Below are 12,803 nucleotides of genomic sequence, written 5' to 3' on the forward strand. Positions count from 1 at the left end.
TATTTTAAAGCTAAAGATTACTTTCGTAAATCACTGAAATTTTATTATATATAAAAAGAGATAATTAGTAGTACGATAATTACAAATAATTTGTAAATAATTATTGAAAGTCAGATATTTTGTCACTTAAGAAAGGGAGATTTGAGGGGAAAATGAAATTGAAAAATGAGCAGTCTCAAGCAATAGACTCGAATCCTGTGCTCAGTGTGGCAAAGGACGGAGTTATTCTTTACTCCAATAAGGCGGGGGAGCCCTTATTGCGTGATTGGGGCGTGGTAGTCGGGGAAAAATTACCTCTAAACCTCGAAATTTTCGTTCAAAGGGCAATTTCTCGGAGAAGTATTGAAAAAATAGAAGTTGCTATGGGTAAAAAAGTCTATTTTATCGTTTTTCATCCCTCTCCTGAACAAGAATGTGTAAACATTTACGGATTTGATATAAGTGACCGTAAAAAGGTTGAGGGAAAACTTCAGGGAAGTAAAACTCAAGAAAAGGCGAACCTGGATCTTGCCAGGATTATTGATACTAAAGCGGTCCAGTCCCTTATGAGTGACTTTTATGCGCTTGCTCATGTTCCCATGTGCCTAACCGATTTGGAAGGAAACGTTCTGGTAAGTGCTGGATGGCAGGATATCTGCATGAAATTCCATAGAGTTAGTCCTGAAGCCTGCAAGCATTGTACAGAAAGGGACATACATCTAACTGCGGACGTTGCTCCGAAAGGATATAAGTTGTACAAATGTAAAAACAACATGTGGGACGTTGTAACTCCAGTTATGGTAGAAGGTCAGCACGTTGGCAATATCTTTTCAGGACAGTTCTTTTTTGATGACGAGCCCCTTAACTATAAGCTTTTTCGATCTCAAGCTCGGCAGTGCGGCTTTAATGAAGATGAATATATAAAGGCGCTTGAAACAGTTCCTCGGCTTAGTAAGAAAGCTGTGGATGCGAGCATGGCTTTCTTTATGACATTTGCTAATATGATATCGCAACTAAGTTACAGCAATATCAAGCTATCTCAGTCACTGGCTGAACGGGATACAGTTGTAAATGCACTGCAGGAGAGCGAGAAACGTGAGCGTGCTCGTTCAGAGGAACTGGCAGTATTATTGGATGCTGTGCCTGTTGCCGTGTACATAGCACATGACCCTCAGGCGCTTCAGATAACTGGTAATGGGCTTTCCTATGAATGGTTACGAATTCCTGCAGGCACAAACTTTTCTAAATCTGCTCCTGAGGGAGAGAAGCCAGAGATATTTAAATTATTCAAGGATGGGGTAGAGATCCCACCTTCAAAAATGCCATCACAGTTAGCAGCTACGGGCATAGAGATAAACAACTGCGAGTTAGACATCGTATCTGCTGACGGCCAGATGCGACATGTACTGGGCAATGCCAGACCCCTACGTGACGAGCAGGGAAAACTACGTGGGTCCATTTCTGCGTTTATAGACATCACAGCACGAAAAAGAGCAGAAGAAGCTATCAGGTTGTCAAACGTTTATAACAGGAGTCTGATTGAAGCAAGTCTGGACCCTCTGGTAACTATTGGGCGTGACGGTAAGATTACCGATGTAAACAATGCTACAGAACAGGTTACTGGATATTCCAGAAATGAGTTGATTGGAACTGATTTTTCAGATTATTTTACCGAACCTGAAAAAGCACGTGCAGGCTATCAGCAGGTATTCATGCAAGGTGAGGCTAGGGATTATACCCTGGAAATCCAACATAAGGACGGACATATAACTCCTGTTTTGTATAATGCTTCAGTTTATAAAGATGAGAATGGCAAGGTTATGGGTGTCTTTGCTGCTGCACGTGATATCACAGAGCGCAGGCGAGCAGAGGAAGCACTTCTGGAAAGCGAATCACGTTTGAGGCTGGCCCAGATCTCTGCAGGCGCAGGCATATGGGATTGGAATATGTCTGCCGGCAAGATTGAGTGGTCCGAAGACCTATTCCGCCTCTTTGGTTTAGATCCCAGGAAATCTGATGCTAGCTTTGACTTATGGAGAAGTGTGACCTATCCTGACGACAGGCTGGTTGCGGAAAGACGGATTGAAACAGCAATTAACAACCACACCTCCCTCGCAAACGAATACCGGATCGTGCTCCCATCGGGAGAAGTGCGGTGGATCAACGCCCTTGGCAATACGACCTATGACAGCAATGGAAAGCCTCAGCGCATGTCCGGTATTTGCATTGACATTACCGAGCGCAAACGGGTCGAAGAGGCGCTGCGGGAGAGTGAAGAACGCTTCCGTGCTCTGGTGACTGCCAGTTCAGAAATGGTATATAGCGTGAACCCTGATTGGAGCGAGATGCGATATTTCCATGGTCGAGGTTTTCTTGCCAATACGGAAAGCCCAAGCAACACATGGATTCATGAATATGTTCCTCCGGAAGATCAGCCGCATGTGATGGCAGTCATCAATGAAGCCATACGGACGAAGAGTACTTACGAAATGGAACACAGGGTCCGTCTAGCAGACGGAAACCTGGGATGGATTTTCTCGCGTGCGGTTCCGATACTGGATGCAAATGGCGAAATCGTTGAATGGTTTGGAGCAGCAAATGACATCACGGAGCGCAAAGAAGCAGAAGTTAAGTTAAAAAAAGCACATGAAAATTTAGAAAAAATGGTTGAAGAGCGTACCGCAGAACTTGAAAAAGCTTATAACTCGCTGAAAGAAAGTGAGAAAGGTCTTGCTGAAGCTCAAAAAATGTCTCATATTGGGAATTGGGAGTGGGATATGGCAACGGACGAAGCATACTGGTCTGAGGAAATGTATTGTATTTTTGGACGTGCTTCTCAAGAATCCGCACCACCTTATAACGCGTTTTTAAATTACATACATCCAGATGACAGTGACTATGTTGATGGTGCCCTTGCCATTAAGAAAGCTGTAAAAGGGCAAACTAACAGTATTGAATACAGGATTATCCTGGCTAATGGGGAAGAGCGTATAGTCCACATGCAATCTGAAGTTATTTTTGATGAAAAAAACAACCCTATTAGAGCTAAAGGAATTATTCAGGATATTACCGAACGTAAAGAAGCAGAAAAAGCCTTAGCAAATGTTGAAATTACCCGTAAAAAGGAGATTCACCATAGGATTAAGAATAATTTGCAGGTAATCTCTTCCCTTCTTGACCTTCAGGCTGATAAGTTTGATAACCCGAGAGTTATCGAGGCTTTCAAAGAAAGCCAGAACCGGGTTATATCTATGGCGCTCATCCACGAAGAACTTTATAAAGGAGAAGGAACCGATACATTAGATTTTTCGACGTACATAAGAGAGTTAGCTGAAAATCTTTTCCAGACTTACAGCCTTAAAAGCAAAAATATCCACCTTTCAATGGATCTGGAAGAAAATGTCTTCCTTAATATGGATACTGGTATTCCTTTAGGAATAGTTGTCAATGAACTCGTTTCCAACTCTCTCAAACATGCATTTCCCGGCAAAGACAGGGGAGAAATCCAAATTAAATTACATAGAGAAAAAAACAGTAAATATAAAAATGAAAAGGAAGCCGATAGGGCTACCAGTTTTATTCTAGTTGTTTCAGACAATGGTGTAGGCATTCCTGAAAATCTTGATATTAAAAATGTTGATAGCCTTGGCATACAACTGATAACTACTCTCGCAGATCAGTTAGATGGAGAGTTTGAATTAAAAAGGAACAATGGCACAGAGTTCACGATGAGATTTACAGTAATAGATAAAAGATAATCGGCTTAAATAGAAGATAAAAGATAATCGACTTAAGTAGGGCTTAAAATCACAAGAATGTAGATATAAATTTGGTAATATATATTATAATTTGGAAATATATGTTATAATTTGGCAACATATATTATAATTTGGTAATGATGAGAAAGATAAATACAATTGGATATGTGTATTGTTACATATCCATCACAGTTACTATACACATTTTTTGAGTAATTACCCTTGCAAGCCTGATAAATTGCATTACTCTTTTTTAAAGGTCTGTTCCCTGCCCGGACCTACTGAAATGTAATTAATCGGTACTTTCATCAGTTCTTCCAGTCTATTGACGTAATTTCTGGCATTTTCCGGAAGTTCCTCGAAGGCTTTTACTTCGGTGAGGTCAGTTTCCCAGCCAGGAAGGTCTTCGTAAATAGGCATACACTCAGCAAGATCTTCTGTAAGTTCAGGAGGATAGTCAAGGTTTTCTCCCTTGAAGGTGTAGCCGGTGCAGATCCTGATTGGGTTAAGGCCTGAGAGTACATCCAGTTTGGTCAGGGAAATCTCGGTATATCCATTAAGAGCAATGGCTTTCTTCAGCAGAGGCAAATCGAACCATCCACATCTTCTGCCTCTACCGGTAGTTGTCCCGAATTCTCCTCCGGCTTTCTGTAGTCTTTCTCCGAGTTCTCCTGTCAGTTCCGTTGGAAGCGGGCCTTCACCGACTCTTGTGATATAAGCTTTTACTATAGCAATTACGTTATTTACTCTTGTAGGGCCAACTCCGAGGTTGGCACAGGCAGAACCTGCAATTGTAGAAGAAGAAGTTACGAATTTCTGGGTCCCATGTATAACATCGAGATGTGTACCCTGAGCAGCCTCAGCCATTACATGTTTTCCTTCATCAAGAGCCTTGTTGATTTCTCTGGAAACATCTGTTACATAAGTGGCAAACTGCGTTCCCAGCTCGAGATATCTTTCAATTAGCACAGGGTCTCTAACGATTTTAGGATCTCCTCCAAGTGCTGCTATTTCCTTTTCTTTCTGGGGAGCAAGTTCCTCAAGTCTTGCAAAAAAACGCTTACGGTCCACAAGCTCAGCCATACGGAATTCGTCTCTTGCCACTTTATCGATATAAGCATAGCCTATTCCACGTTTTGTGGTTCCAATTTTCGTTTTCCTTGACGCTTCCCTTAGCCCATCCATTTCGATATGGTAAGGCATGATTATGCTTGTCTTTGCATCGACCCCAAGTTTTTCGGCATCTACTTTTATGCCGTGTTTCTCAAACATCTCGATTTCTTCGGCAAGAACCTCAGGATTCAGGACAACCCCAGGCCCAATCAGAACTCTGGAATCAAGCAGAATACCTGAAGGAATCAGGTGCAATTTGTAAACCTCATCTCCTACCTTGACTGTATGGCCTGCGTTGTTCCCTCCCTGGAAGCGGGCAACAATATCAAAATTCTTTGAAATAAGATCGACAATTTTGCCTTTTCCCTCGTCACCGAACTGCGAGCCTGTGATTATCGTAAACATAAAGCTCTGATTCGGGCTTAACTATTAATAACTTTTTGTTACCCGAGTTCCGTCACCCGAGTTCCGTCACCCGAGTTCCGTCTCGGGAGGACGGGGCCCTTTTCGCTACGCTACGCTTCGCTCAAGAGGGATGAACGATAATGAAGATACTGAGCTGAACCAATAGGATCGACTTATGGCAAGAGAGGCTGCATTATCAACGCGCTTCAGGAAGGTGATTTACCTGAGTTTCGTTTTGGATCAGGTGGTGCAAGCTTTTTAAATGAAGGGCTGACCGCAAACTTTTTTTGAAATGTTTTGATCGCAACTGTTATGGCGGAAAGCTTGACCAAAAGCTTCATCCGGTGTGATCAAATGGCGCAATGCAAACTTTTTCAAAAATAGTTGATTTCAACCTGGCAGGAACGACGATTATGGGATTTAAATAAAGGAGGATCTGAGGATCAGAAGGCTGAGAAGCATGAGTATTATTGCAAGGATTGCGGCGGTTTTTGCACTTTCTTTGTCGCTTCCGAAGATGATTGGGATCGGGCCGATCATGATTACTCCTCCGGTTTTGATTTCGGATTCGACTTTTCTTTCGGAGGGCTTTTCATGGAGAGGGCTATCAGAGTTTGAAGTGCTCTCAAAGCGTGAATCTATTCCGGATGTGTCTGTTCTGTTTGAGTAGCTTTGCGTCGATCTGGATTCCTGGTACATGCTTAAAGCTACGCCGATCATAATTAGCAGAAATCCGATGAGTATTGTGATAATTCCAATAGAAAAAAGCATGCTTCCATCAGTCAACGTTTCGTTTTCCATAGGAATAGATAGATTACTGAGATTATTAATCCAATTCCCAGCATATTTGTTGTTATTTCAGGAGAAGAGCCAAAAACTATCGGGATTGGGCCGATCATTATAAGTCCACCCATCTGGCTGTTTGCAGGATGCTGTATAATAGTAAGAACTGTACCTAGCAATAATATAATAATACCAACAAATATGACTGCTGTGCCTACTCTTAGAAAATCCTGAGATGTACGCATGTCGAATGATATAATGCTTTTATTATTAAATCTATCTTTCTAACTTTTTGCATCCGTAGTTTGTTATGCCTTAAAGGCTTACAAAAAGGGATACCATTTTCCTGAAAGTTTTTTCGCTCAAGTCGGGAAATGGTTATATTCTTTGTCCTTTTCAGTAAGGATTAAAACTAATTAAAAATTTAACGCCGGAGCTAAAAGAAATATATAAGTAAAATAGTTAAAGAGTTAAGTTTAAGAGCTTAATTGAAAAGGTAAGTTAAAAGCTCAGTTTTTTCTAAATTTTCTGTCTGGTTTTTTTTCCGGAATAATTTGCTGGAATCTGGAGAATGCAACGGCATGTATAATATAGAAAAAAGAAATATGATGACTGAACGGAATACAAATGTTGACAAATTTCAAGCGAGTGTCCGAAAGCAATTTAATCAAATAACTGAATAGATCCTTAATTGGGATATTATAAAGGTAGTCGGGATATAAAAATAGTCACAGGAGTTGCAGTAACTTATATATATCCATTTTATATTTATACATATATTTAATTTCAAACATTTTAACATTCACTGTGAAAAGTAAGAGTACCTTTTAAATGTCATTTTACCCTTTGATCTTTGTGAGTCATACTATAACGGGAGATATTAGGAAGAAAATTCATGATTTCCCCGTTTCTCAGGCTTTATTTCCTGCTTTATTCCTTGTAAAACCAGGACAAAATGTGATCATCCTGAGAGACAAACTATATAGGAGAATAATACCTCCGGAAAATAACGCTTAAAGCTTAAATGGGTAACTTGACCGGGTAACTGATCATGACTGGTTTACTGGTTACGGACCTGTATTATAGGTCCCGCAGGCCAGTTTGCCTCCAAATCAATTTATTATAAATCAATAATTTCTGAGTGAACTAATCTTTAGATCATAAACTAATCTTTAGATAAAAACTAATCTTTAGATAAAAACTAATCTTTAGATCATAGACAGTATAAACTCAATTTCATGCGATAAAAAAGGTGGTTTCAAGTGCCAGAAGACAGTGCAATAAGATCTTCTCTGGAAGATATCAAAACAAGGGTAGAGTTCCAGCTTGAGAGCGGGAAGATCAATGCTGAAGATGTGAAATCTCTCTTAACCGAAATCGAAATAATGAGAGTCCAGAACGAGAACATGAAGGCACGGCTCCTGGAAGCAAGTGTGGCAACAGGCAGGCACCTTCAGGAAATCAACAAATTGAAAGCTCATCTGGAACAGCTTACCGAGCCTCCTCTCTTTATTGCAACTATTCTTGAGGTAAATGGAGAAATCGCACTTATAAGGCAGCATGGGAATAATCAGGAGGTTCTTACGCAGATCCCTGAAGAATGTATTGGAAAGATTGAACCCGGCATGAGAGTTGCAGTAAATGGAGCATACTCAATTATTTCCGTAGTCAGCAGAGCTGCCGATGTGCGGGCTCAGGTAATGGAACTCATTAACTCTCCTGGGGTGGACTACAGCATGATTGGTGGGCTGGATGAAGTGCTTCAGGAAGTCCGGGAAAGCGTTGAACTGCCACTTACCGAGCCCCAACTTTTCGAGGACATCGGAATCGAACCCCCTTCAGGTGTCCTGCTCCACGGAGCCCCGGGCACAGGCAAGACCCTTATTGCAAAGGCTATAGCTTCTCATGCAAAAGCAACCTTCATCCGAATGTCGGGATCTGACCTGGTTCAGAAATTCGTAGGTGAAGGTTCAAGGCTTGTCAAAGACATTTTCCAGCTTGCGCGGGATAAGTCTCCAAGCATTCTCTTTATAGATGAAATAGATGCTGTAGGCAGCATGAGGACCTATGACGGAACCAGCGGTTCGGCTGAAGTCAACAGGACAATGCTTCAGCTCCTTGCAGAGATGGACGGTTTTGATCCGAAAGGCAATGTAAAGGTCGTTGCTGCAACCAACAGGATTGACCTGCTTGATCCTGCTCTCCTCAGGCCTGGCAGGTTTGATCGGTCTATAGAAGTCCCACTCCCTGACGAGAAAGGAAGGACTGAAATCCTTAAAATTCACACCCGCAAGATGAACCTTGCAGATGATGTGGACTTTGAGAAACTCGCAAAAGTCATGACAGGCATGAGCGGGGCAGAAATCAGCGTTATCGTCAAAGAAGCCGGAATTTTTGTGCTCCGCAGGCGCGGTAAACAGATCACCATGGCTGATTTCCTGAAAGCACACGAAAAGGTCGTAAATACCGAAGAACCCTCAATTCCCCAGGCTATGTTCGTATAAAGCTGTCCTGACAGCCAAAACTTGAGAAACTGGAACCGGATTACAACCGTATTACTATTAAGTTTAGGAAAGCTTTCAGGAATATTTTCTTAAGCTTGCCGGATGGAGAATATCCTTCCGGCAGTTTCTCTATTTTTTTAAAACTCAGACGAAAGATTTATATTTTATAAATTACTTGAAGATATGCTGCCTGAGAGGTAAAGCATAGCAAGATAACAAGTTGCTCCGATAGTGTAGCTCGGCCAATCATTCAGGACTCTCACTCCTGCGACTGGGGTTCAAATCCCCATCGGAGCACTTTTCTTTGTTACAATTTTTTTGATGTTGTATTTTAGGGTTTCTGCAGTTGAACTTTAAAATCAATAGCTATATCCTTAAAAGTCTAAGAACCTAAATTTATAAACACTCTATCTATTCTATTTGATCTTATACTTCAATATGTAAATTCCAAATATGTAATAGGAAGAAAGCGTTTAATTTTAGCAGAAAACAATGTTATGAGAGTAAATCATTAAGGATTACTTGAGATAGATGAAGTGAGGTTACTAATCATTAATTTTTATATATCTTCATGAAAATCGTTTTTTCAGAAATTGTGCTCTCGACTCTGACTCCATAAGTTTCAAACATGCTTTCAATTCCCATTTTGTTTATCTTTGAACTATTAAGTCCCAAACTATGAGTAATTAGCATCGTATAATGGTTGTCATCATCCGTATAATCTATCGTATCAAACCAGTTTGACATAACCCCCGTAATAACTACTCCATCAAGGAGTTCTTTTAGACTAATTTCCTTAAGAGGCTTCTGAAAGTAGTACTCCATTGTGTATTCTAGGGGTTTATACTTGTTCAAGTACTCATTAAACATCTCAATATTAACAGTTTCCAATAGTACTTTTATACTATCTTTCAGGCTAGAACATATCGTTTTCATCGATCTTTGAGTCAACCAAGTTCTTTCTTCCTCAGTTAACGCTGGACTATGTTTTGAGCCATTTTCTAGGCTTTCCAGCGCGAGTTCTAAGACTTTTTGCTGTGTTCCGAATTCTTCTGTGTGCTTTTTCAGCAATTCCCAGTGTTTCTGCGAGATAGTTGTAGAAATGCGATGCATTTTCAAAGTACTACACCCATTTTTAGACCTCTTCTTTAATTCAAAAGTTTTCCTATACGTATACAAACCGAATTATGCGCATACTAAACGTATGCCATCTGGATAACCTATTTTTAAATGAGTATCCTATTTTAGCCTAGCTAACCGCAAAAAATTCCTATGGAATTTATACAGTTGAACTGAAAAATCAATATCATTAACTTGCTACTACCTAAAATGTAAACTGAACTATAGTGTTTATTGTACTTGATTTTTATTCCTTTCTTGCAGTCTCTGCAATGATACTGAATCCCAAATTCAAGAAGCAGAGAGTGTTATTATAGTATGACTGCTACTAAAAAGAAGATAGTGTCTGAAAATTTTAAGATAATGGAGAAAAAATATGCCAGATAGTCAATATCCCCCAACAGTAAAAACTGGGAAAATAGGTGTAGACTTTAATACTCTTGGAAAAGTTGAGCATAGTGCAGAACTTCCAGAAGAGATTCAAGAACATACCAACGAACTTTTAGAACGTTATCGCCTTATGTCCGAAAATGTGATTTTGAATGAAAAAAATTTAACCAAGAAAATTGGTGTCATCAGAGGTGAGAATCTAGTCAAAGGTGATAATGTACCTACTGATAGATGGGACATCTTTGCAGCAATGTATACTATTGGATCAAATGACGGCAGTTGCGGCATCACATTTGAGACCCGAAAGAGTCCAGGCTCTATTGTCGAAAGAATGAGGATAGATACTGCTGGCAATGTAGGTATCGGAACGACAACTCCTGAAGCTGGGCTTCATATTGATAAAGCAAGTACGAATGATGTAGCTTTGAAGCTATCTTCTAATGGTCCTGGATGGGGTTCGGGGATTCAATTAAAAAATAAAGATATCAAATATGGAATCTATGCAGGTTTTGGACAATTTAAAATTTGCGATGCGAACAAGAATGTAGACCGATTAATCATAGATGCTGCTGGCAATGTAGGTATCGGAACGACAAGCCCATCAGCTAAACTAGAAGTAAGTGGGGATGTTAAAGTAACGGGAGACATCTTTCTTACGGGCGGTGCGGACTGTGCTGAGGATTTCGATATTGTAGGTGCAGAGTCAATAGAACCGGGTACCGTAATGGTCATCGATAATAATGGATCTTTACGAGCAAGTGAGCAAGCTTACGATAGGAGGGTGGCTGGGGTGATTTCAGGGGCTGGTGATTATCGTCCAGGCATTACGCTCGACAGGCAAAAAGCGAGATCTAATCGTTTACCCATTGCCCTAACTGGTAAGGTGTATTGCAAAGTAGACGCAGAGCACAGTCCAGTCGAGGTTGGTGATTTGCTGACTACATCATCTACTATAGGTCACGCTATGAAAGCCGATAGTCGTACTAAGGCATTTGGTGCTGTTATTGGGAAAGCTCTACATGAATTGGAGGATGGAAAGGGACTTATTCCGATTTTAGTTGCTCTGCAATAAAGGACTGGTCAAAATGACTGACTTGAGTTTGAGACAATATATACAAATGGAAACTGACCCAACTCAAGGGGTTCGGTCTTGTTGCGCTCCTAGTATGAATACGAGAACAATTAGTTTGAGAAATCTCATATCGGGATTAAAAATTATCCATATCTCTGATCTTCACTTTACTAGCTCTGCACACACATTAAATTCCAGGAACGATAAGCCTATTTATGTTGATTCTCAGAATAGTAAGGTAAGGAGTGATACCATTGCTTCATTTATCATTGAGAACAGGTCTCGCTTTGGAACGAACAAGGTTGTTATCACCGGAGATCTTACTGATAGCGGTGATGATGCCGATTATAAAATAGCTCAGACTTTTGTTCAGAGACTGAAAGATGCCGGATTTGAAGTCTATGCAGTTCCTGGCAACCACGATTATTGCAAGGAAGGAAATATTGTCGCGAATACAGCAGTAAATGAAGGATTAAAGGCTATCTTCTGCCCTTTGTGTCCCTCCCTCCCTTCACCCCTCCTACCCTTTGGTTGCTGTGTACATACTATTTTTGGTAGTCTGGCCCCTCGAGGGGCTAAGTGCCCAATAGATGTTTTCCTTGCAGATAACGCATCAAAAGAAGAACGCCGACAGAGATTCATCAATTATATCACTCATTATAACCAGTACCCACATGTTGTGGATTTCGACAGTGGGCGATTAATATTGTTAGACTCCATGCAGGGAGAACTCGATGAGATCACTACTGATATATTCGCTCAAGGGAAATTAGGAGATGCACAATTATCCGAGTTGAATCACTTTATTGATGAATATCAAGAGCAGCGAAAAGTAGGGAAAAAAATTATTGTATGCCTTCATCATTCTCCTTTTGCTACAGATTCAAAGATATGTTTGAAAGACTCCAGTAAATTTTTGAAAATTATTTGTGATAAAATTGATTGTCGTGATAAAATTGATTGTCTACTATTTGGCCACACAACTCCAGACAATGTATTTCAGCGACCATGGCTACAAGACAGCGAGTTCGAAGGTTACGAGAAAAATAATAAAACGCCATTAATTAATTGCGAGAATCTAGAATGTGTGTCTGAAGGATCACCCTACCCAATAACAGTTCTTGATCTCGGATCTTTGAGAAGGTTAGTTTATAGGACAGATGGATCTGAACCCAAACGCTCGTGGGGTAATCCGTCCTAAATAAATGGAAGGGGTCGCATAATTATGAGAAATGAGCGTACTTAACGCAAATGTAAACGAAGTTAACAGTTCGACTACGGAGCGTATGATGATACGCGGAGCGGAAATGGATTGGACTGTCCATCCATTTGACGAAACAAAGATGAGCCTAAAGAATCCCCTGGGTAGCAAAAAGATGCATAACAAGCTGTCTCAAAAATAGATCAATTTCTATAATTGGATAATTGCCATTGTTGACTTTAAAATTAGACCGGAAATTATTCTGAAATTCAGGCATATATTTGCCTTAAAGTAGGACAAATTATCCCGATTGTAGAATTAACTGTAGTTTTGAGACAGCTTGATAATTAAAATATCTCATAAAGATGCTTCTTCGAGGAAGGTGCTGATATGTCTTTTACTAGCTTAAGAGAGTATTTAGAATGGAATAGATTTGACCCCTCAGAAGGTATTCGTCAAGTTCCTATTTTTCAAACTCA

At 40.3% G+C, this 12,803-nt stretch carries 9 protein-coding genes and 1 tRNA gene; 6 read left to right on the forward strand and 4 right to left on the reverse strand.

Going from position 1 to position 12,803, the window contains the following annotated elements:
• Nucleotides 1-152: 152 nt before the first annotated feature.
• The gene (locus MSVAZ_RS19820; RefSeq protein ID WP_232316140.1) at nucleotides 153-3,737 is read left to right on the forward strand and encodes a PAS domain S-box protein; all 3,585 of its coding nucleotides are present in this window, start codon (nucleotides 153-155) and stop codon (nucleotides 3,735-3,737) included.
• 243 nt (nucleotides 3,738-3,980) lie between these two features.
• Here the strand turns inward: MSVAZ_RS19820 and MSVAZ_RS16665 are convergent, their stop codons facing one another.
• From MSVAZ_RS16665 to MSVAZ_RS16675, 3 genes are all read right to left on the reverse strand, one after another.
• Complete coding sequence (locus tag MSVAZ_RS16665; protein ID WP_048122805.1) at nucleotides 3,981-5,255, reverse strand: adenylosuccinate synthase; 1,275 nt, start codon at nucleotides 5,253-5,255, stop codon at nucleotides 3,981-3,983.
• A gap of 420 nt (nucleotides 5,256-5,675) precedes the next feature.
• Nucleotides 5,676-6,056, reverse strand: a complete 381-nt coding sequence (locus MSVAZ_RS19040; RefSeq protein ID WP_052728019.1) for a TIGR00304 family membrane protein — start codon at nucleotides 6,054-6,056, stop codon at nucleotides 5,676-5,678.
• Entirely contained in the window at nucleotides 6,038-6,283 is a 246-nt protein-coding gene (locus tag MSVAZ_RS16675) for a TIGR00304 family membrane protein (protein WP_048122807.1), read from the reverse strand. The genes MSVAZ_RS19040 and MSVAZ_RS16675 overlap by 19 nt, the downstream gene beginning before the upstream one ends.
• Before the next feature lie 1,017 nt (nucleotides 6,284-7,300).
• On the opposite strand from MSVAZ_RS16675, the gene MSVAZ_RS16680 reads away from it, so the two are divergent.
• A complete protein-coding gene (locus MSVAZ_RS16680; RefSeq protein ID WP_048122809.1) occupies nucleotides 7,301-8,542 on the forward strand; it encodes a proteasome-activating nucleotidase in 1,242 nt (413 codons plus the stop codon).
• A 222-nt stretch (nucleotides 8,543-8,764) separates the two neighbouring features.
• Nucleotides 8,765-8,839, forward strand: a tRNA-Glu gene (locus MSVAZ_RS16685).
• Between the two features lie 255 nt (nucleotides 8,840-9,094).
• On the opposite strand, the gene MSVAZ_RS16690 is transcribed toward MSVAZ_RS16685, so the two are convergent.
• Nucleotides 9,095-9,655, reverse strand: a complete 561-nt coding sequence (locus tag MSVAZ_RS16690; RefSeq protein ID WP_084626254.1) for a hypothetical protein — start codon at nucleotides 9,653-9,655, stop codon at nucleotides 9,095-9,097.
• 382 nt (nucleotides 9,656-10,037) lie between these two features.
• Here MSVAZ_RS16690 and MSVAZ_RS19045 point away from each other — a divergent pair, with 382 nt between their 5' ends.
• From MSVAZ_RS19045 to MSVAZ_RS20635, 3 genes are all read left to right on the forward strand, one after another.
• Nucleotides 10,038-11,123, forward strand: coding sequence for a hypothetical protein (locus MSVAZ_RS19045; protein WP_052728020.1), 1,086 nt, complete (start codon nucleotides 10,038-10,040; stop codon nucleotides 11,121-11,123).
• A 115-nt stretch (nucleotides 11,124-11,238) separates the two neighbouring features.
• Nucleotides 11,239-12,324: a metallophosphoesterase family protein gene (locus tag MSVAZ_RS16700; RefSeq protein WP_198146760.1), complete on the forward strand. Its 1,086-nt coding sequence runs from the start codon at nucleotides 11,239-11,241 to the stop codon at nucleotides 12,322-12,324.
• A gap of 31 nt (nucleotides 12,325-12,355) precedes the next feature.
• Nucleotides 12,356-12,526, forward strand: a complete 171-nt coding sequence (locus MSVAZ_RS20635; RefSeq protein ID WP_157206119.1) for a hypothetical protein — start codon at nucleotides 12,356-12,358, stop codon at nucleotides 12,524-12,526.
• Nucleotides 12,527-12,803 lie beyond the last annotated feature (277 nt).

This window comes from Methanosarcina vacuolata Z-761, assembly GCF_000969905.1.
Taxonomy (GTDB): domain Archaea; phylum Halobacteriota; class Methanosarcinia; order Methanosarcinales; family Methanosarcinaceae; genus Methanosarcina; species Methanosarcina vacuolata.

Coding starts and splice junctions, on each gene's coding strand:
- MSVAZ_RS16665 (WP_048122805.1), bottom strand. CDS start 5,255: ATGTTTACGATAATCACAGGCTCGCAGTTCGGTGACGAGGGAAAAGGC.
- MSVAZ_RS16675 (WP_048122807.1), bottom strand. CDS start 6,283: ATGCGTACATCTCAGGATTTTCTAAGAGTAGGCACAGCAGTCATATTT.
- MSVAZ_RS20635 (WP_157206119.1), top strand. CDS start 12,356: ATGAGCGTACTTAACGCAAATGTAAACGAAGTTAACAGTTCGACTACG.
- MSVAZ_RS19820 (WP_232316140.1), top strand. CDS start 153: ATGAAATTGAAAAATGAGCAGTCTCAAGCAATAGACTCGAATCCTGTG.
- MSVAZ_RS16690 (WP_084626254.1), bottom strand. CDS start 9,655: ATGCATCGCATTTCTACAACTATCTCGCAGAAACACTGGGAATTGCTG.
- MSVAZ_RS19040 (WP_052728019.1), bottom strand. CDS start 6,056: ATGGAAAACGAAACGTTGACTGATGGAAGCATGCTTTTTTCTATTGGA.
- MSVAZ_RS19045 (WP_052728020.1), top strand. CDS start 10,038: ATGCCAGATAGTCAATATCCCCCAACAGTAAAAACTGGGAAAATAGGT.